Consider the following 19,615-nt stretch of genomic DNA (forward strand, 5'->3'; position numbering starts at 1 on the left):
CTTACAATACTTCAAAGCACTTCTTACTGTATCCTCAACATATTTAGATACAGCTGGAGTTACGCCTGAAAAATAGAAAACATCACCTGGCTCTAAGATATTTTCCCAATGGTATTCGCTTGGCTGAGATAGTGAAAAAGCACTAAATGCACGATCATATACAACGTTTGTACCGCGAATATCACTTCCCTTTTCAAAGAAATAAATTCCTAAACGATCGCCTCCACGAAGCATATACTCTGTATTTACACCATAATGACGAACTTCACTTAATGCAGACATCCCCACTGGATTGTTTGGTACTTTAGATACAAAAGCACATTTATCTTCATACATCGCTAAACTTACAGCAACATTGGCCTCTGCACCACCATAACTAGCCTCAAAACCATCGCTTTGCATAATACGCAAGTTTTCAGGTGTTTTTAAACGAAGCATGATTTCTCCAAAAGTTACTACCTTCATAATATATATCCTCCATAAACATTTCTATTATATCATTTTCTTTTAAATTATGTGGAATTATGGAATGTGTAGCACTCTGCTTGCCAAAGTGCTAATAAGGTGTATAATGTAATCAATTTCTTAAGGAGGAAAACTCATGAACAAACAAAAGAAGCCTTTATACAGATATTACATGATCATATTGATTGTCATTATAGCTTTAAACCTTATCGTATTCCCTATGTTTCAACAATCTAGACTTGAAACAACCAATTACTCAGATTTCTTAAATAAGATTGAAGAAAAGAAAGTAGATACCGTTCAAATTGAAGATCACAATATTTATTACACTTTAAAGAAAGACTCAACAGATAAGACCTATAAAACAGGTGTTATGAATGATTCGGATCTAGTCAATCGATTAGATAAATCCGGAGCTAAGTTTGGACAAGTCTATCAAGAACAAATGAATCCTATTGTATCAAGTTTAATTTCCTTTTTCTTGCCATTAATCATTTTCTGGGCATTTGGCGCATGGATGTTTAAGCGTATGCAAAAGAAAATGGGCGGAGATGATCAAATGTCATTTTCACAAGGCTCTGGTTTTGGTCTAGGCAATCTAGGAAAGAGCAATGCCAAAGTCTATGTTGGTGAACAAACTGGAAAAACATTCAATGATGTTGCTGGACAAGAAGAAGCGAAGGAAAATCTACAAGAGATTGTAGACTTCTTAAATAATCCAGCTAAATATAAAGAAATTGGTGCTAAGATGCCAAAAGGAGCCTTATTAGTAGGTCCTCCTGGAACTGGTAAAACATTACTTGCCAAAGCTGTTGCCGGCGAGGCTGGCGTTCCATTCTTCTCTATTTCAGGTAGTGAATTTGTAGAAATGTTTGTTGGTAGAGGTGCTGCTAAAGTGCGTGATTTATTCAAACAAGCACGTGAAAAAGCTCCTTGTATTGTATTTATTGATGAAATTGATACCATTGGTAAAAAACGTGATGGTGCAGGTATGAATGGCAATGATGAGCGTGAACAAACATTAAACCAACTACTTGCCGAAATGGATGGATTTGATGGTTCCAAAGGCGTTGTATTACTTGCTGCTACAAACCGTCCTGATTCATTAGACCCAGCTCTAACTCGTCCTGGTCGATTCGACAGAAGAATTCCGGTTGAACTTCCAGATCTTGCAGGTCGTGAAGCCATTCTTAAATTACATGCCAAAGGCATCAAATGCTCAAACAACATTGACTTTAACGTTATCGCAAGAGCTAGTGCAGGAGCTAGCGGTGCAGAACTTGCCAACATCATTAATGAAGGAGCTTTATTAGCGGTTCGTGACCATCGTAAAACAGTGGTTCAAAAAGACTTAGAAGAAGCCATTGAAATTGTTATTGCCGGTGAACAAAAGAAGGGTGCAGTGATTTCAAATCGAGAACGAATGATTGTTTCTTATCATGAAATTGGACATGCACTAGTGGCTGCTAAATGTAAAAATACGGCTCCCGTTCACAAAATCACAATTATCCCTCGTACAAAAGGGGCTTTGGGATACACTATGCAAGTAGAAAAAAACGAACAAAACCTATTGTCAAAAGAGGAAGCTTTCCAAAAGATCATGGTGTATACTGGTGGTCGTTGTGCTGAAGAGTTGATTTTTAATTCCATCACAAGTGGAGCGAGCAACGATATTGAACAAGCCACTAAACTTGCTAGAGCCATGATTACACGTCTAGGTATGTCGGATGAATTTGGCATGACAGCTTTAGAAACCGTAAACAACCAATATTTGGGTGGTGATACATCTTTAGCTTGTTCAAATGAAACAGCTACTAAGATTGATGAGGCAACTATCGCCTTGATTAAAAAAGCGCATGATGAAGCTTATCAAATTCTAGAAGACAATAAGATGAAGCTACATGAACTTGCCAAATTCTTATATGAAAGAGAAACAATTACAGGTGAAGAATTCATGTATATCTTAAATAAACCAGCTGAAATCCCAGCACAAACAAATAAAGATTAAGATGTGTGTAATGCACATCTTTTTTAAATATAATGTATTGCGAGTTTTTGCATTATATTATATTTCGTTTGATAAAAGTTTTATCAAATTGTATAATTTTAATATAATGTATTGCGAGTTTTTATATTACTTTATACTAGGAGAATTTATGGAAATTCAAAGAAATCTATATTTACAAAAATTGATTGCTTGTCAACATGACGGACAAATCAAAGTCATCACAGGCCTGAGAAGATGCGGAAAATCGTTTCTACTTTTCCATCTTTTTAAAAATTATCTATTAAAAAACGGCATTGATAACCAACAAATTATCACTTTTGAATTGGATCAGATGAAAGACATTCAATATCGAAACCCCATTGAACTTTCAAAGAAAATCCATAGTATTGTTGACAATACGACACAACAATATTATCTATTCATTGATGAAGTACAAATGTCCGATGAAGTAAATAATCCTTATAATCCAAAAGGAAAAAAAATTTCTTTCTATGATATGTTAAATGACTTAAAAGAACTATCAAATTTGGATATTTATGTAACTGGCAGCAATTCTAAAATGCTTTCTAATGATATCTTAACGGAGTTTAGAGGTCGTAGTGATGAAATAAAAATTCATCCTTTCTCCTTTTCGGAATATTATTCATTTGTTGGTGGAGATAAAGAGGAGGCATTTGATAATTATTCGTTTTATGGTGGAATGCCTTTTCTACTCACAAAACAAGACGAAACCTCCAAGATTGAATATCTAGAAAGCTTATTTAAAGAAGTGTATATTCGAGATATTGTAGAACGCAAACATATTGAAAGAGAAGATATTTTAGGTTCTATTATTGATTTATTATGCTCGTCTGTAGGTTCTTTAACAAATCCATCTAAAATCACTAAAGCTATCAATTCCAAACAACAACGCAGTGGAAAAGATATTGTTTATCTTCCCACAATTAATAAATATATTAATTTTTTAGAAGATTCTTTTCTTTTTAAAGAGGCTTTGCGGTTTGATGTAAAAGGAAAATCTTATTTAGATTTCCCAAAAAAATACTATTGCGAAGATATAGGTTTGCGGAATGCAAGAACCGGCTTTCGACAAATTGAAATGCCACACATTATGGAAAATATCTTATACAATGAATTAATCATTCGTGGATTTAAAATCGATGTGGGCGTGGTCTACGAAAACATTAAAACGGAAAAAGGAACCTATCGAAAAGTAGCTAGAGAAATCGACTTTATTATTCAAAAAGGAATGAAAAAATATTATATTCAATCCGCTTATGCAATGGAAAATGAAGAAAAAGTATATTCTGAATCACGTTCACTAAACATTACTGGAGATAGTTTTCCAAAAATTATTGTCAGAAGAGATATTCGTAAACGTTTTTATGATGAAAATGGAATTTTAAACATTGGCCTAATTGATTTTTTATTATCAGACAATGTTCTTTAATATAATGTATTGCAAGTTTTGATATTATGTTATAGCAAATGCAGGGCTTTCAACCCTGCATTTTTTAATATTCTTCTTTTAACAGAAAATTAGCCAAGTATATTATTTTTACACCTTCTATATTGCCTGTTGATAATTCATCTAAAGTAACCACATATTTTGGATAATTATCTCTTATTTCTTCATCACAAACATCTAATCTTGTGCATAAAATAGAAGGATATCATTTACTCTTCATCCTTTTTGCATTGTTTTAAAGCATTTACTAATTTAGTTTCATCTAAAGGCTTAGCCAAATGCATATTCATACCTGCTATCTTGCTATTCATTATGTCTTCTACAAATGCATTGGCACTCATCGCAATGATTGGAATTGTCTTTGCATCCAATCGTTTTAATGCACGAATCTTTCTTGTCGCATCTAAACCATTTATTTTTGGCATCATGATATCCATAAGAATAAAATCAAATTTATTTTCTTCACTCTTTTCAAATAAATCTATTACTTCTTGACCATCTTTTGCACATACAACCCGAATACCATTACGTTCTAACATATATTCAACGATTTCCATATTCAAATCGTTATCTTCTGCCACAAGCACACATAAACCTTCTAACGATATTTGTTGATGCCTATTATTTTTGTTTTCAATTGATTTTCTTAACTTAAAAGGAATCTGAATCGAAACCGTAGTTCCAACGCCCTTTTCACTTTCCAATTGAATATTTCCATGCATATACTCCACAAGCTTTTTGGCAATAGGCAAACCAAGCCCTGTACCTTGATATGTGGATCTACTAGAACTATCTTCTTGCGCAAATAAATCAAAGGCATGTTGAATAAAATCTTTACTCATCCCAATACCATTATCTTTGCATCTAAATTCTAAAAGCGATGTAGAATCATCTAAACATTTCTCATTCATCCATACATGGATTTCTCCATTTTCTGGTGTAAACTTAACGGCATTTTGTACAACTATCGATAGTATTCGTGAAAGATATATTGGATATCCTCTAAACCTTGAATGACTTAACTGACCTTCATACCAATCTAAAATATATTGAATATTCTTTTCTTGTGCCAATTGTTGTCCATCAATATTAATATTACCCAATAATTCAGTAATATCAAAATCAACTTCTTCCTCTGTAAAATGATCACTTTCTAAATCATTCATATCCAAAACATCATTGACCAAAGAAATCAAATAATTTAACGACTGATGAACCTTATTTCTTGTGATTTTCTGCAGCTCTAAATCCTTTGGATTTTGATCTGCCATATGAAGCATACCCGCAATACCATTTAATGGCGTACGCATATCATGAGACATACTCTGTAAGAATCGCGTTTTTATTTTCGCATCTCGCTTTGCCTGTTCTGCTTCAAAAAATAAATTTAATTCTTTACGCTTTGTCTCACTAATTGTACGAATTGTCGCAATGGCTTGAATCGCTTTTCTATTCGCATTTCTTTTGGAAACAATAATACGCAATTTATGCCAGTTGCCATCCACCATTCGATATTCCGCTAAAACATCCTCTTCTTTTTCAAGTCGTGAAGTTAATGTTTCTATATTCGCAAATTGATGGATAATATTTCGATATTCCGGCGCAACATCTTGTTCACATACGTCAAACATTTTTTCAGATGCACACCCCGTTTTAGGAATAATGTCACTTCCTAAAATTCTTTCATATGTATCTGTTTCAAAATCAACTTTATAAATTGAACTATAACTTTTCGCAATTGTAGAAATCGTTTCATTACTCCTCTTTATTTCCTCTAAAGCATTCTGCAACCTTTTCTGCGTCGCTTTTTCTTTTTTGATAATATCATCAATATAACGAAAACCCAATAATGCGTAACACGACTCTTCATCTTCACTTACCTTAACAACTTTCGTTTCAAAATATTGTTGATTCTGCGCATTTGGATAACAACGATAATTCTGCGTTAGACTCACTTGTGTTTTCAACAAAGATTTTAAATTATCACGAGAAAACCACCATAAAAACTCAGGCTGCTCCTCCTTAGGAATATAACGCATCGCATATTGATAAGTATATTCATAAAAATCTTTATACCCTGAATAACTTCTTATTAATTCACTCGCATTGGTTTCATCCTGAATATGAACAGGTTCAAATTTACCACTGTTAACTTCCAAATAATAGATAGCCGTAAAGTCAGAGCTTAGACTTTCTAGAATTTGTTTTTCTTCTTCCAATCGATCATTTCTTTCTTTTTCATGCTCAACAATGTCATTCACCAATTTAAAGCCCAGCACAAAATCATCTGTCTCATCCGAAATTTGCGCAAAGCAAGCCTGGAAATAATCTATTTTTCCATTAAATTCTCTTTGAAAAACAACCGGATATACTTTTTCTGTCTTGATTCGTTCACGAACAAGACGATAATCCACTCGTCTTAAGAATTCTTCTCGATCTTCTTCACAAACATATTCTGAAGCATATTTCTCCATGCTCTTTTGATAATTATTTTCTTTGGCAAACTTTTCAATTGCTTCTTGAGCAATATGATCCCCTTTTTTTGTTTGTTGATACAATTCAACCGTTAAATCATGATTGATTACCCATACCGTGACATATTCATGACTCAAACCAGAAATAAAACGCTGTTGAAGAAGGGTTTTTTCCTTATGCTTATGAATATCAATAATAAATCCACAAACACTTACAATCTTTCCTCTTTCATTTAAAACAGGCTTTCCAATGGCACGATACCAACGATATTGTTTGTCTTTATTCTGAAAACGATACTCTACCTCATATGTTACGGTTGAATCCCTCGTATCATGAATGTTTTTAAACTCTTCTTTAACAACATCAATATCTTGAGGATGCATATGATTCCAAAGCATAGAACACGAAATATGCGTCTCACCTTTAAATCCATAAAGCATCTCAGATAGACTTTCACTTCCTACAAACTCTACTGGCCTTTCATTATCATCAAACCGAATGCGAAAACGAGCCTCACCAAGCTCTCCATATAGCGCATCTTCACTATCTTCATTTGTATATACCCATATAGAAAGATTCTCATCAGTATCTGAATACCGATCAATTTTCAGACGAATCAAAGTACCATCCTTTTTACGATACGTAACATTCATCTGATTACCAGAAGACAAAATATTATATACATAATCATAGTCCAAAACTCGATCAATCACTTCTTTATAATCACAAGCTACATATTGATCTCGATATAATTGCATCGCATCTGAATAGGAACCTTTTGTGTCTTTGGCAAAAGCACGAAATGCTTCTGGAGCTAAAATATCACGAAAAGTATCTGTACTTCGATCTAAAATATAAACCGCTGCATATTTAGGTGCTATTAATCGCAAAAAATTTTCGGCATCTCTTTTTTCTTGAAGAAGTTGATTCATAGTATGACCTCCTCATATTGACATTTTCATTATAAATGACTATTTAATTTTTGCCTATTTTTAAAATAAAAATTCTAACAAAAAAGGAAGCTCAACGCTTCCTAATCGCACAACTCATATAAATCTAAAACCAATTGTTCTGTCTTATCCCAACCAAGACAAGGATCTGTGATCGACTTTCCATACACATTACCATCTGTTGGCTGATTTCCATCCTCTAAATAACTCTCAATCATCAAGCCCTTCACTAGCTTTTTGATATCTTCCGATTTACTTCTAGAATGCATTACATCCTTGGCAATACGAATCTGCTCTAAATATTGTTTATTTGAATTCGAGTGATTACAATCCACAATACAAGCTGGATTCTTTAAATCTGACTTTTCATATAAATGAATCAACTCCATCAAATCTTCATAGTGATAATTCGCATGCGCATGATTAAACTTATCCACATATCCTCTTAATATCGCATGAGCTAGTGGATTTCCATCTGTCTGTACTTCCCAACCACGGTATACAAATCTTTGATCGGCTTGAGCAGCTACAATCGAATTCATCATGACTGTAAGATCTCCACCTGTCGGATTTTTCATTCCTGCAGGAATTCCTACACCACTAGCCACAATACGATGTTGTTGATTCTCCACACTTCTTGCACCGATGGCTACATATCCCAATAAATCCGATAAATATGCATGATTTTCTGGATACAGCATTTCTTCTGCACAAGTAAAACCTGTCTGTGTAACTACATCTGTATGTAGCTTACGAATCGCAATGATTCCCTTCAACATATCCTCTTTGGAATGAGGATCTGGTTGATGCAACATCCCCTTATATCCAACACCCTTTGTACGTGGTTTATTTGTATATACACGTGGAATCATAAAAATCTTATCTTTTACTTTTTCCTGTAAAACAGCCAAACGATTCATATAGTCTAAAACCGCATCTTCGCGATCCGCACTACAAGGACCGATAATTAAAATTAAACGATCATCTTTTCCAGTAAAAATATCTTCAATTTCCTGATCTCTTTGTTTCTTAATTTTTTGCACCTTATAAGGTAAAGGAAACTCCTTCTTTAAATCTTCTGGAGTTGGTAACTCCTGTATCTTCTTCATATCCATATTCAACATCCCTCTTTAAATTACCCTTTGACAATATCATATTCTCGCATGTTTTTCAAAATCAGATACGATTTAATTGATATTCCAAGATGTAATCATCCATGATGAAGCCATTTCCTATATCTGTCTGTACAGAATCAATCCATTGAAAACCAAACTTCTCATATACAGCTAGACTATGCTTATTATATTTGTTGCAAGTCAAATAAATAGATGGGTAACAATACTTTTCTGCCTGTTTCTTTACATACTCAAACATTTCAGTCGCATAGTGCTTTCCTCTAGCTAAATCCTTTAAATACAGTTTAGACAAGAATAAACGATCCGGCTGATTCTGCAAACCAATATATCCAACTAGCTCATCACCTTCATATACCTTATGATAATGATACTGCTGATGTTTTACTTGGTCTTGCATGGCATCAAAGCTCTGAAACTTATCTACCATATAGTCAATTTGTGCTTCTGAAATGATTCCAGGAAAGAATTCATGCCAAATCTTTTCGGCAAGAATAGCTACTTCTTTTAAATCATCCTCATTCTTACACTCTACAATATTAATACTTTTCATAATGCACCTTCGAACTATCAAATTTATCTTTTACAACCTCTTCTTGATCTATATATCCAAATGAAATCATCCACATTGGAACAATTCCCTTAGGCAATTTAAAATATTGGTTTAAAGCCAAATAACGCTCTTCATTCGGATACACACCCAGCCAGCATGAACCAATACCCAAACTTTTCGCTTCAACCAACATATTCTCTGTAGCCGCTGCCAAGTCTTGTTGACAATAATCCAAACTATCATTCTTATTTTTATCCGCACAAACAACCATTCCCATAGCTGCATCTTTTAGAAAGGATGCATAAGGCGTCATTTGACTTAAATCCTTTAATGTGTCTTTATTTTCTACGACAATAAATTGCCAAGGCTGACTATTTCTAGCACTAGGTGCACTAAATGCTGCCTTTAAAATTAAATCAATCTCTTCTTTTTTTAAAGATTCCTGTTTATATTTTCTTACACTTGTACGATTAAAAATTGCATCCATACTCTATACTCCTTTTCTGTATTATATCACCATTTTGAAAATTCGCTTTCATTATATAATGACTATTCTTTTCTTTGTGTTACAATACAAGCAGGAGGAATTTAACCATGTTAAAATTTGAACCATTCTATCAAGAATACGAAAGAACATTAGATGCCTTCTCATTGGCATTCTCAACCATTTATTTTGAACAAATGACAATTGCACCAAAGAAAGGAATTCCTTATTCAAATGAAATGTTGTCTAGACTATCTAAACAAGCATTCATCATTGAAAATGATCCAGAAACAATCAAAAAGATCAAGGAATACGCAAAGACATTGCCAGAAGGAAGTTTAGAAAAGAAAGAAGTCGATTATCGTCTTGAAGCATTAGCTCAATCTGAAAACATTCCTAGTGATGTATATGCGAACTATGTCAAAGTCAAAGCGGATAGTGAACTTGCTTGGCATGAAGCTAAAGAAGCAGATAACTATGAACATTTCAAACCACATTTACAAGCCATCATGAAAGAGACTTTGCACCTTTTAGAATATGATCCTAAATTCAATGGAAATAATGCGTATGATGTATTATTGGATCGTTATGAAAAGGGAATGACACAAGAAAAATATGATGCATTCTTTAATAATGTTAAGGAAAAATTAGTTCCATTAATTCATGAAATTCAAAACAAGCCACAAATCAATGATGACTTACTCCATGAAACATATGATTTGGATCGCCAAGAAAAATTTATGGAAGTAATCTGTGATTTCATGAAAGTAGATTTTGGTAAAGTATACCTTTCAACCACAGAACACCCATTCACTGATTTCTTCTCAAGCAACGACGCTCGTATCACAACACACTATTATCCAGACCAATTTTTGAGTGCTATCCTTTCAACTGTACACGAATATGGACATGCTCTTTATGGACTACAAATGGATCCTGCATTTGAAGGAACCATGCTTACACAAGCTGTTGGTTCGGCTGCACACGAATCGCAATCTCGTTTCTTAGAAAACCACGTTGGTAGAAGTCACGCTTTCTGGCAAGCAAACTATAATCAATTAGTAAATTTATTCCCAGAATTTAAAGATGTGTCTGTTGACGAATTAGTAAACATGATCAATAAAACAGAATGTGCTTTGATTCGTACAGAAGCCGATGAATTGACATACCCATTACACATCATGGTTCGTTATGAAATCGAAAAAGAAATTGCGAAAGGCAATGTAGATTATGATAAGTTACCAGAACTATGGGCAGATAAATACGAAGAATATTTAGGTGTTCGTCCTACAAACTATAAAGAAGGTGTCTTACAAGATATGCACTGGTCTACAGGATACTTAGGATACTTCCCAACATACGCATTGGGTAGTGCGTATGCTGCACAATTGTATGCAACAATGGAAAAACAATTTGATGTAAAAGAAGCCCTACTAACAAACCACTTTGAAAAAATCACAAACTGGTTAAAAGAAAATGTACACCATTATGCTGCAAGTAAATCGATGGCTGAAATCGTAGAAGAAGTAAGTGGTGAACCATTCAATCCAGACTATTACACAGATTATTTAATCAAAAAATACAAGAAATTATACAATCTAGACTAAGAAGAAGTGAGTAACATCACTTCTTTTCTTATTGACAAGAATGGTTAGAAATGAATCATTCTGAATTTTTAAAAAAAAGCAGCTAACCTATTTTCACAGACTAACTACTCATATTTAGTACCTTATTCAAATTTATTCTACAAATCCGACAGTGAAATTCTATCGTATGCGCCATTTTTCTTATCTTCCGGATGTGGCTCCAATCCAATAATCGTGATATCTTTCTGATCCGGTCCGTAAACCCAATACATTCTCATTGCACCACTTGTTTTATTTTCCAAATAAGATTGCCACACTTTCATTCCGTAACGTCTAGATAAAGGCTCTATTTCATGGGTTTGAAGACTCGGATAAAATGGATCCGCCGACAACAACTTTAAAGCTTTCCCCCATTTTTTATAGAGTTGCTCTTCCTTCTTTTTGATCTTACCAGAACGATATTTTTGTTGCAAATCTTGCCAAAGTTCCTGCATTTCAGGAATTCCCATTCGTATATTAAAATTCATTTATTATTCCTTTGAAAAATCCGACAAATCAATAGCCGTGGAAACATCTCCACACTTAAAATTACTTACCGCACGATCCATATCTGCCAATGTTCTAGCTGAAATGCTCTTTGGCACTGATAATTCCCGAGGTTCAAGAATTATACAACCATTTCCATATTCTTTCACATTGTAGTAATGATAAGTAGCTCCTCTAAGAGTAATTCTTTTTTTGTTATCCAAATGTGCAACATAATCCTTTATTGTTTCCATTATCAACACCTCCAATACAAATCTAAACGTGGGAATTCCCACTCCCTATCATTATAATAATTTTTTCTTTATTCTTTGTCAATCTAATTTTTCTTGTTCACTATCATCAGGAAGGGGGATATGCACAACAAGAAAAACAAATTCTTTATTGATTAGAATGGTTAGATTGGTTAGTATATGGGTAAAAAGGAGCTATTTTATGATATTTCAAGAAGATTTTGAACAAATGCGTTCTTTAGAACAAGACTTGACTTTTCTTTCTGCTAAAACTGAATTTGACGAATCAGGCATTCCATTTAAGAAAAAGAACTTAGGCATTCAAAATCAAGATGGACTTTATACAAACTTAGGTCTGCTTTTATCAGATCAATGCAAACATACAATTAAAGTGGCAGTTTTTGATGGCGAAACACAAAATATATTTCAAGATCGAAATGAATTCACCGGTTCATTATTCAAACAAATGCATGAAGTATATTCTTATATCGATTTTAGAAATCAAAAACATTCTATTTTTTCAGGATTGAAAAGAATCGATAAAAGAGATTATCCAGAAGTAGCCATTAGAGAAGCTTTATTAAATCTAATTGTTCATCGTGAATATTCATATAGCGCAAGTTCCTTTGTTCGTATGTATACAGACCGGATTGAATTTACTTCCATCGGAGGCTTATTAAAAGGAATCACTTTAGAAGACATTCAGCTTGGTATTTCTGTTTGTCGAAACCCTAAACTCGCAAATATCTTTTATCGGTTAGAACTCATTGAAGCTTATGGTACGGGCATTCAAAAGATTCTTGATTCGTATTCAGAATCTGAATTCAAGCCTCAATTTGTCACAACAGAAAATGCCTTTAAAATTATTCTTCCAAACCTAAACTATCAAAAGAAAAACAATAAAATTCAGGAAGATATCATTGTATATGATTGTCCTGAAAACAAAATCTTAGAGTATGCGAAAACACATACCCAATTCTCTCGCAAAGATGTTCAAGATACCTTTAATCTTTCTCAAACAACTTGTGGGCGCATTTTAAGCAGAATGAAAGAAGAAGGTCGAATCTCTCAACATGGCAAAGGTAAAAATACATTCTATATATTAAAAGAAGAGAAGTGATCATTAATTCACTTCTCTTTATTTATAGTCAAATAAACCATCATTCTTTTCTTCCATAGCCTTGATGATATGATATACAAATTCATTATAAGGCGTTGGAATATTTAATTCTTTTCCCATCTTTATTATCGCCCCCGAAAACATATCAATTTCCGTATGTCTTTTGGCATCCAAATCCTGTAGGGTAGAATACCTGGCTGTTTTAGGCACTGCACTACCACGTGTTGCACTTGGATCAGCCTTTGACATATCAATACCTTTAGCTTTTGCGATAGTCTCCAATTCTTCTTTTAATCCAGACTGTATAGCTTTCACATGATCACTATCCGAGTAACATCCAACGCCAGCTCCAAGAATAGCTTGAGGTAAGTTTTTAGTTACATTTAAACGAAACTTACTCCATATTTCTTCCTGAATATATGAAGTCATTCGATAATGTAAATTGCTTCGACTAAACAATTCATCGATTTCCTCATTTTCTTCTAGCACAATTCCAATCGTTGTTTCTGGATCAAATACATATCCTAAGTCTTCTTTATGACTTGCTACTTTAATGAGTGAATATATCATATGCTGCATACCAATCTGATTTCCAATAATTTGTTCACTATCCACACCATTCATTAAAGACATGACTAAGGTATGTTCATCTACAATTTGTTGAATATCTTCTAAAGCATCTTGCAACGCATTGTATTTTAAACATACAATGAGAAGATCTACTCCATGTGCTTCTTCAGGCGTTAATACTTCGGGATGATAAATGATATTGTTGATTAAACAACCATTCTTTTTTAATCTCTCGTTTCGTTCATCTTTTGCGATGACACTTAATTGTATATCGCACTTTGATAAACCGTAGATACAATAAGAACCTACGGCTCCCGCACCGAATATCGCAACTGTTTTAATTGTCATGTACTTCACTCTTTTCTTTTAGATGAACATGGTACTTTTCTTTTACATAAATCCCCAACAAGATTCCAACTACATATAGAGAAATATCCCCTAAATCAAATACGCCTCTATGAAAGATCAACTGCATAAATTCACATAGAAAACCAATAAATACAGAAATAATAAAGTTTTCTTTGTTTGATGAAATAAATAGTCCATTCACCCATGGCATAAACATAAAGTATCCAATATTAAATGCGAATACGATCCATTCTGTCCAAGAACCATAATAGATTTCTCTAAGACACGCAAATGGATTCAACTGAATAATAGTGATACCTTGATCATAACGTATCAATAGGGCAATTATTAAAAATAAATAATATACAAAGAAAAACATGACTCGATGTTTTACATTCCAATTTTTCGTAAAAAACATCAACGCATCATATATAACGACCAATTCAATGCACCATACAACAAATTGAATTGGATACCGTCCCATGCCAAAAATTTCCATTAAAACAGCTGTGACGTAGTAATGAATGAACAAGGATAAAACTAAACTTAAAATTAAGTATCTCCAATTTTTCATTTTAAAGTCCCCTTATTTTCCTTTTATTATGCCACATCAAGCTTTAAAATTCATTAAAAATCTAAAATTGAAGTATCCCAACCCATATCGCGATAGCCTTGTTTGCAACGTTCCATATAGGAATCGCTCGGTTTACATATTGGAAAACGACTTTACATTTGGTAGATAAAGCCAGTGATTGTTTCATTGTTTTCTAATAATATCTTTTCTTCAAAGCAATCATACAAATATGGATAATCCTCATATTCATCTAAACTCTTCTTATCATTTTCACTCACATCCCATACAGCTACTCGTACAAAATCTCCTTTTTTCTTATCAACCGTTAAATACGCTCTTCCAGGATTTCCACGATAGGTAAGTGTATAGTTTTCAAGTCTTGCCAAAGATACAAACTTCGCATCTTTGCAGCGGCTCTTCATTTCTTCTTTGTTTAAATTACTTCCATACGCAATATAATACATATTTTCTCCCTAAAGAAAATAGGATGACGAATCATCCTATAATTTGCTTTCAATATTTTGCATCAACATTGCCTCAGGCATATATCCTGAGAATGCTGCAGCCTGTTGTCCTTTTTTGAATAGAATCATTGTTGGAACAGACATAATACCAAATCTTTGAGCTAAATCTGGACTTTCATCCACATCCACTTTCACGATTTTTACTTTTCCATCTAATTTATTTGCGACTGATTCAAGTACAGGTGTCAACATTTTACATGGTCCACACCAAGTTGCGAAGAAGTCGACTAAAACTGCATCTTCATTCATTAATGCGTTAAATTCTTCTGTATTTACAATTTTCATACAAGGTTCCTCCTTATCTGATTCCATTCTATAACAAGCCTTTACGTAAGTCCATTTCTTTGCCCGCCAACAACGCATCAATGACTTTTCCAATGCCATTATTCATATTTGTATCTGTAACGACAGTAGCCGCATATTTAGCTTCATCCATCGCATTTCCCATAGCTACACCAATACCTACTTGTTGAAGCATCTTCAAATCGTTTTGTGCATCTCCAAAAGCCATGACCTCATTCATACTAATTCCAAGTTGATCGCAAATCTTCCACAATGCACTTGCTTTACTTACATGTTTTGGCATAATTTCAAGCCAATCTGGTCCTACCAATAAAACATCATAATCACTAAGTGCCGCTTTAATTCCATCAAAATTCTTTTCAAAGAACTTCGGTGTATGCACCATAATAACTTTATTGATATCTTGTGTTAAGCGAATTTCTTCAAAAGGTAAATCAATGAAATTACGGTTTTCTCTGCCATCCTTCAAGCCATAATCATCAGGCTCACCTAAAATAGCATTTTTGACTTTTTTCTTTACACGATTCAATGAAGATATGTAACTATAAAAATCATATCCACATTGAAAAATTCCTTCGACACCAAATTCCTTACAAACTTTCTGTATTTTAATTCCATCTTCTGTTGTTAAAACATCATCCAAATCATATTCTTTATTTTCAAAATCATATATGATCTGACCATTTACTAATGCCAAAAAATGATTTCCATTCTCTAATCCTAATGGTTCATATACAAACTTACACCCATTTTTATCTCGGCCCGACGCAATTACTATATGCATTCCTTGTGCCATTGCCTTTTGAATCGAATCAAACGTTCTTGGATCAATTTTTTTTGAACCATCTAAAAGCAAAGTGCCATCTAAATCAAAAGCCAAACACTTGATTGTCATAATTATTTATCCAATTCCTCTTGATACGAGAACAATTTTGTACAATATTCTCCATTAAAGCATGCTAAACATAAACCAACACCATGAGCAGCTTCTTTCATTTCTTCTTCTGTCATGAAACGTAACGTATCCGCACAAATATAGTCACGAAGTTCTTCCACACTCATACGAGCACCAATCAATTGATCTTTTGTTGAAGTATCTACACCATAGAAACATGGACTCGTGATTACAGGACTAGCTATACGCACATGAACCTCTGTAGCTCCTGCATCTTTCAACAATTGAACAATTCTTCTTGATGTAGTTCCACGAACAATGGAATCATCGATCATAACAATCGATTTCCCTTTAACTACACTTGACACAGGGCTCAATTTTAATCGAACACTACGATCACGCATAGCCTGTGTAGGTTGAATAAATGTACGTCCTACATAACGGTTTTTAATCAATCCTGTTTCAAATGGTATACCCGCTTCTTCTGCGTAACCAATGGCAGCCGATAAAGATGAGTCTGGTACACCAATAACGATGTCAGCCTTTAAATCTTTATCTTCTCTAGCCAAAATAGATCCTGTTGCCTTACGGAAAGCATGTACGTTAATGCCTTCTACCACACTATCTGGTCTTGCGAAATAAATGTACTCCATTGCACACATGTGATGATCTATGTCTGTTGAATAAAATTCATGTTTTACAATGCCTTTATGGAATTCAACGATTTCTCCTGGTTTTAAATCCACACTTTCATAGATTCCCATAACTTCAAAAGCACATGTTTCACTACTAATTACGTAGCCATCTTTACTTTTGGCATAACTTAAAGGTCTTAATCCATGACGATCACGAACCGCATAAATAGTATCCTCATTCATAACTAAGAAAGAAAATGCACCTTCAATACGATTTGCGGTTTTCATAACACGCTCTTTCAAAGTACCCTTTTGTTTTTGAATCAAGTGAAGAATAATTTCACTATCACTAGTACCTTGGAAAATTGCACCTTCATTTTCAAGTTCAATACGAAGCTCTTTTTCATTTACTATTTGTCCATTATGAACGACTGCCAAACTACCATTGTGTCCTTTTGACACGATTGGTTGAATATTTTCATTTTCCTGACCGCCAGCAGTGCTATAACGAACATGCCCTACAGCCAATCTTCCGACCATAGAATCTAGTTTTTCTTTTTGGAAAACATCTACAGTCAAACCTTTGCCTTTCTGTAATGTGATATTTTCACCATCTGAAACGGCAATACCACTTGCTTCCTGACCTCTGTGTTGCAAGGAATGCAAACCATAATACGTAATACTTGCTGCATTATCTACGCGATACGCACCAAACACACCACACTCTTCATGAATTTCATCAAACATAACTGATCTCCTTTGCCATAACATTATATCATCATAAAAGAAAAAATGGACGACTTTTCGTCATCCATTCATTTCTTTTAAACGTTCTTTTCGATTTAAATATAAAACACCAATCTTGTACACACTTGCCATTGTTGGAATTCCTAAAAACATACCTGGAATACCAGCTAAAGATCCAAAAATCACAACTGTCATCATAACGTAAATTCCAGGGAGTCCCACTGAATTTCCAACAACATGTGGATAAATCACATTACTTTCAATTTGTTGAAGAATACATAAATATAATAAGAACCAAAGTGACATAATTGGACTTACAGTAAATACCATAAACATACCAATCGCCCCACCAATATAAGCTCCAATCATAGGGATAATATTAATAACTCCAACCAAGGTGCCAATCATTGCAGGATATGGCATACGTAGTATAATCATACCCAATGTGCATAGTGTTCCTAGAATTGTTGCCTCAATACATTGTCCACCAATAAAAGCACTAAATGTTTGATTTATTATATTCAAACATTTGTCAATTCTATGCTTTATCGTTTCACTAAGATATAGATTTGTTAGGCGATGATACAACTGAACGAATCTTTCTTTCTCTAATAAAACATAGATTGCGAAAATAAACATCAACACAAAATTAAATACACTGTTCACTATGACAGTCACAACATTAAATGTCGTACCTACAACATTGGTAATACCGGTTGAAAGAACGTTAATACCGGATTGAATCAAATGCTTCCAGTTGACATCTAAATTATTAATAGAATCTGCAAGCTGTGGATTATTCTCAAATAAATCCACCAAAAACTTCTGGGCATTCTCAAAATATTTTGGCAATACAGCCACAATCACTCCTATTGCCTCACTCAACGATGGAACTACGAGTGTAATTAAGAAATACACAAAAAGAAAAATTAAAATCAAAGAAAGAAGTAGGCTTGTTGCTCGCTTTCCTTTCTTCATAAAATCCAAACGCTTTTCGATCTTAGCCATAACCAAGTTAATCACAAATGCCATCATAGCTCCAAACACTAAAACTCTACATGCATTCCATAATAGAGCTACCATAGAAATCAATGTATCCAATTTAATCAATCCAATAATAATTAGCGTAACACCAAAAATATATATCCATAAACTTTTTTTCTTCATAGACACCTCACTCCCTTATTCTAATACATACGCGTATACTTTTTAAATAATTTGTCATTTCTTTCTTCCGTACCATCACAATTTAAAGATGAAAAAACAGGTACTTCCACATTATTACTAATTAAGTACTCAGCACACGCCACATTAATACATTGTGCAATGAAAGAATTGGCCATACTCGATGTTGGACATAACTTCGCATCCAATCCTTCAATGGATAAAGCACAATCTCCTACTTCTCCACAATTATCAATGACAATATCTGCAATTTGGTACAAATTCTTTCCACAAGAATGACGAGAAGCTTGAGCAGTAGTATGTTTCATACTTGTGATGGCAACTACATGTGCACCTCGATTTTTTGCTTCAAGTGCAAGTTCAATTGGATAGGCGTTACGCCCTGAATTTGATGCGATCAAAACGACATCACCACAAGATATACCATATAACTCTGCTAAGATTTTGGCATAGCCACTAAGTCTTTCAATATGTGAACTCTTTGTCGGATGCTCCGTCATCGTTAGTTCACTCGTTAAAATGGGAACCACAAAAGCTAAACCACCCGCACGAGCATACATCTCTTCCGCCATTGTATGGGAATGACCACTTCCGCTGACAAAAAACTTATGTCCCTCCATAAATGCCTGGGCCATTAAATGACCGGTTTGTTCTAATTTTTCAAATTGTGTTTCTTGAATCTTTTTAATGATATCAAGACCCACTTCAAATACTTCTTTCATATTATTGTTTCTCCTTGATATGCATATTTCTTTATATTCATTGAACTAACACACTCTAACGAGTGTGGGCTTTTTTTTATATAGCCTAGTTCTT

Annotated in this window: 19 protein-coding genes; 4 read left to right on the forward strand and 15 right to left on the reverse strand. The window is 33.9% G+C overall.

Annotated elements, in window-relative coordinates; translation table 11 throughout:
* The coding region (locus tag Q3907_RS08530; protein WP_301897976.1) for a PfkB family carbohydrate kinase at positions 1 to 465 on the reverse strand (465 nt) is incomplete at its 3' end.
* A gap of 136 nt (positions 466 to 601) precedes the next feature.
* Between Q3907_RS08530 and ftsH the strand changes: the two genes are divergently transcribed.
* Both ftsH and Q3907_RS08540 read left to right on the forward strand, forming a co-directional pair.
* On the forward strand, positions 602 to 2,473 hold the full coding sequence (gene ftsH, locus Q3907_RS08535; protein WP_301897977.1) for an ATP-dependent zinc metalloprotease FtsH: 1,872 nt from the start codon (positions 602 to 604) through the stop codon (positions 2,471 to 2,473).
* Positions 2,474 to 2,621: 148 nt separating this feature from the next.
* Positions 2,622 to 3,923, forward strand: coding sequence for an ATP-binding protein (locus Q3907_RS08540; RefSeq protein ID WP_301897978.1), 1,302 nt, complete (start codon positions 2,622 to 2,624; stop codon positions 3,921 to 3,923).
* A 227-nt stretch (positions 3,924 to 4,150) separates the two neighbouring features.
* On the opposite strand, the gene Q3907_RS08545 is transcribed toward Q3907_RS08540, so the two are convergent.
* The 4 genes from Q3907_RS08545 to Q3907_RS08560 all read right to left on the reverse strand — a co-directional run bounded on the left by Q3907_RS08545 (position 4,151) and on the right by Q3907_RS08560 (position 9,539).
* Positions 4,151 to 7,348: a PAS domain-containing hybrid sensor histidine kinase/response regulator gene (locus Q3907_RS08545; protein ID WP_301897979.1), complete on the reverse strand. Its 3,198-nt coding sequence runs from the start codon at positions 7,346 to 7,348 to the stop codon at positions 4,151 to 4,153.
* A gap of 101 nt (positions 7,349 to 7,449) precedes the next feature.
* A complete protein-coding gene (locus tag Q3907_RS08550) occupies positions 7,450 to 8,481 on the reverse strand; it encodes a 3-deoxy-7-phosphoheptulonate synthase (RefSeq protein WP_367881503.1) in 1,032 nt (343 codons plus the stop codon).
* A 61-nt stretch (positions 8,482 to 8,542) separates the two neighbouring features.
* Entirely contained in the window at positions 8,543 to 9,052 is a 510-nt protein-coding gene (locus Q3907_RS08555) for a GNAT family N-acetyltransferase (RefSeq protein WP_301897981.1), read from the reverse strand.
* Entirely contained in the window at positions 9,039 to 9,539 is a 501-nt protein-coding gene (locus tag Q3907_RS08560) for a nitroreductase family protein (RefSeq protein WP_301897982.1), read from the reverse strand. The genes Q3907_RS08555 and Q3907_RS08560 overlap by 14 nt, the downstream gene beginning before the upstream one ends.
* Positions 9,540 to 9,646: 107 nt before the next feature.
* Here Q3907_RS08560 and Q3907_RS08565 point away from each other — a divergent pair, with 107 nt between their 5' ends.
* Positions 9,647 to 11,143, forward strand: coding sequence for a carboxypeptidase M32 (locus Q3907_RS08565; protein WP_278462760.1), 1,497 nt, complete (start codon positions 9,647 to 9,649; stop codon positions 11,141 to 11,143).
* 137 nt (positions 11,144 to 11,280) lie between these two features.
* Here Q3907_RS08565 and Q3907_RS08570 read toward each other — a convergent pair whose 3' ends face one another.
* Together Q3907_RS08570 and Q3907_RS08575 are read right to left on the reverse strand one after the other, a co-directional pair.
* Positions 11,281 to 11,631 carry a hypothetical protein gene (locus tag Q3907_RS08570; RefSeq protein ID WP_301897983.1) on the reverse strand — a complete coding sequence of 117 codons (351 nt, stop codon included), beginning with the start codon at positions 11,629 to 11,631 and terminating at the stop codon, positions 11,281 to 11,283.
* 21 nt (positions 11,632 to 11,652) lie between these two features.
* Positions 11,653 to 11,901 (reverse strand): hypothetical protein, encoded by a 249-nt coding sequence (locus tag Q3907_RS08575; RefSeq protein ID WP_117926684.1) that lies wholly within the window; start codon positions 11,899 to 11,901, stop codon positions 11,653 to 11,655.
* Between the two features lie 199 nt (positions 11,902 to 12,100).
* Here Q3907_RS08575 and Q3907_RS08580 point away from each other — a divergent pair, with 199 nt between their 5' ends.
* Positions 12,101 to 13,018 (forward strand): ATP-binding protein, encoded by a 918-nt coding sequence (locus Q3907_RS08580; RefSeq protein ID WP_301897984.1) that lies wholly within the window; start codon positions 12,101 to 12,103, stop codon positions 13,016 to 13,018.
* A gap of 18 nt (positions 13,019 to 13,036) precedes the next feature.
* On the opposite strand, the gene Q3907_RS08585 is transcribed toward Q3907_RS08580, so the two are convergent.
* The 8 genes from Q3907_RS08585 to Q3907_RS08620 form a co-directional block, all read right to left on the reverse strand.
* A complete protein-coding gene (locus Q3907_RS08585; RefSeq protein WP_301897985.1) occupies positions 13,037 to 13,936 on the reverse strand; it encodes a ketopantoate reductase family protein in 900 nt (299 codons plus the stop codon).
* The gene (locus Q3907_RS08590) at positions 13,926 to 14,510 is read right to left on the reverse strand and encodes a hypothetical protein (protein ID WP_301897986.1); all 585 of its coding nucleotides are present in this window, start codon (positions 14,508 to 14,510) and stop codon (positions 13,926 to 13,928) included. The genes Q3907_RS08585 and Q3907_RS08590 overlap by 11 nt, the downstream gene beginning before the upstream one ends.
* Before the next feature lie 152 nt (positions 14,511 to 14,662).
* Entirely contained in the window at positions 14,663 to 14,974 is a 312-nt protein-coding gene (locus tag Q3907_RS08595; protein WP_301897987.1) for a gamma-glutamylcyclotransferase family protein, read from the reverse strand.
* Positions 14,975 to 15,010: 36 nt separating this feature from the next.
* The gene (trxA, locus tag Q3907_RS08600) at positions 15,011 to 15,319 is read right to left on the reverse strand and encodes a thioredoxin (RefSeq protein WP_117926679.1); all 309 of its coding nucleotides are present in this window, start codon (positions 15,317 to 15,319) and stop codon (positions 15,011 to 15,013) included.
* Between the two features lie 28 nt (positions 15,320 to 15,347).
* Positions 15,348 to 16,232 carry a Cof-type HAD-IIB family hydrolase gene (locus tag Q3907_RS08605; protein WP_295758608.1) on the reverse strand — a complete coding sequence of 295 codons (885 nt, stop codon included), beginning with the start codon at positions 16,230 to 16,232 and terminating at the stop codon, positions 15,348 to 15,350.
* Between the two features lie 2 nt (positions 16,233 to 16,234).
* Positions 16,235 to 17,614 (reverse strand): amidophosphoribosyltransferase, encoded by a 1,380-nt coding sequence (gene purF / locus Q3907_RS08610; RefSeq protein WP_301897988.1) that lies wholly within the window; start codon positions 17,612 to 17,614, stop codon positions 16,235 to 16,237.
* A 60-nt stretch (positions 17,615 to 17,674) separates the two neighbouring features.
* Entirely contained in the window at positions 17,675 to 18,781 is a 1,107-nt protein-coding gene (locus Q3907_RS08615) for an AI-2E family transporter (protein ID WP_301897989.1), read from the reverse strand.
* Between the two features lie 20 nt (positions 18,782 to 18,801).
* Complete coding sequence (locus Q3907_RS08620) at positions 18,802 to 19,521, reverse strand: SIS domain-containing protein (RefSeq protein ID WP_301897990.1); 720 nt, start codon at positions 19,519 to 19,521, stop codon at positions 18,802 to 18,804.
* Positions 19,522 to 19,615 lie beyond the last annotated feature (94 nt).

The sequence above is a fragment of the uncultured Holdemanella sp. genome (assembly GCF_958348295.1).
In the GTDB taxonomy this organism is placed as follows: domain Bacteria; phylum Bacillota_I; class Bacilli_A; order Erysipelotrichales; family Erysipelotrichaceae; genus Holdemanella.

Bases quoted from the DNA above. Each gene is read 5' to 3' on its own strand.
- ftsH (WP_301897977.1), top strand. From the start codon at position 602: ATGAACAAACAAAAGAAGCCTTTATACAGATATTACATGATCATATTG.
- Q3907_RS08540 (WP_301897978.1), top strand. From the start codon at position 2,622: ATGGAAATTCAAAGAAATCTATATTTACAAAAATTGATTGCTTGTCAA.
- Q3907_RS08545 (WP_301897979.1), bottom strand. From the start codon at position 7,348: ATGAATCAACTTCTTCAAGAAAAAAGAGATGCCGAAAATTTTTTGCGA.
- Q3907_RS08550 (WP_367881503.1), bottom strand. From the start codon at position 8,481: ATGGATATGAAGAAGATACAGGAGTTACCAACTCCAGAAGATTTAAAG.
- Q3907_RS08555 (WP_301897981.1), bottom strand. From the start codon at position 9,052: ATGAAAAGTATTAATATTGTAGAGTGTAAGAATGAGGATGATTTAAAA.
- Q3907_RS08560 (WP_301897982.1), bottom strand. From the start codon at position 9,539: ATGGATGCAATTTTTAATCGTACAAGTGTAAGAAAATATAAACAGGAA.
- Q3907_RS08565 (WP_278462760.1), top strand. From the start codon at position 9,647: ATGTTAAAATTTGAACCATTCTATCAAGAATACGAAAGAACATTAGAT.
- Q3907_RS08570 (WP_301897983.1), bottom strand. From the start codon at position 11,631: ATGGGAATTCCTGAAATGCAGGAACTTTGGCAAGATTTGCAACAAAAA.
- Q3907_RS08575 (WP_117926684.1), bottom strand. From the start codon at position 11,901: ATGGAAACAATAAAGGATTATGTTGCACATTTGGATAACAAAAAAAGA.
- Q3907_RS08580 (WP_301897984.1), top strand. From the start codon at position 12,101: ATGATATTTCAAGAAGATTTTGAACAAATGCGTTCTTTAGAACAAGAC.
- Q3907_RS08585 (WP_301897985.1), bottom strand. From the start codon at position 13,936: ATGACAATTAAAACAGTTGCGATATTCGGTGCGGGAGCCGTAGGTTCT.
- Q3907_RS08590 (WP_301897986.1), bottom strand. From the start codon at position 14,510: ATGAAAAATTGGAGATACTTAATTTTAAGTTTAGTTTTATCCTTGTTC.
- Q3907_RS08595 (WP_301897987.1), bottom strand. From the start codon at position 14,974: ATGTATTATATTGCGTATGGAAGTAATTTAAACAAAGAAGAAATGAAG.
- trxA (WP_117926679.1), bottom strand. From the start codon at position 15,319: ATGAAAATTGTAAATACAGAAGAATTTAACGCATTAATGAATGAAGAT.
- Q3907_RS08605 (WP_295758608.1), bottom strand. From the start codon at position 16,232: ATGACAATCAAGTGTTTGGCTTTTGATTTAGATGGCACTTTGCTTTTA.
- purF (WP_301897988.1), bottom strand. From the start codon at position 17,614: ATGTTTGATGAAATTCATGAAGAGTGTGGTGTGTTTGGTGCGTATCGC.
- Q3907_RS08615 (WP_301897989.1), bottom strand. From the start codon at position 18,781: ATGAAGAAAAAAAGTTTATGGATATATATTTTTGGTGTTACGCTAATT.
- Q3907_RS08620 (WP_301897990.1), bottom strand. From the start codon at position 19,521: ATGAAAGAAGTATTTGAAGTGGGTCTTGATATCATTAAAAAGATTCAA.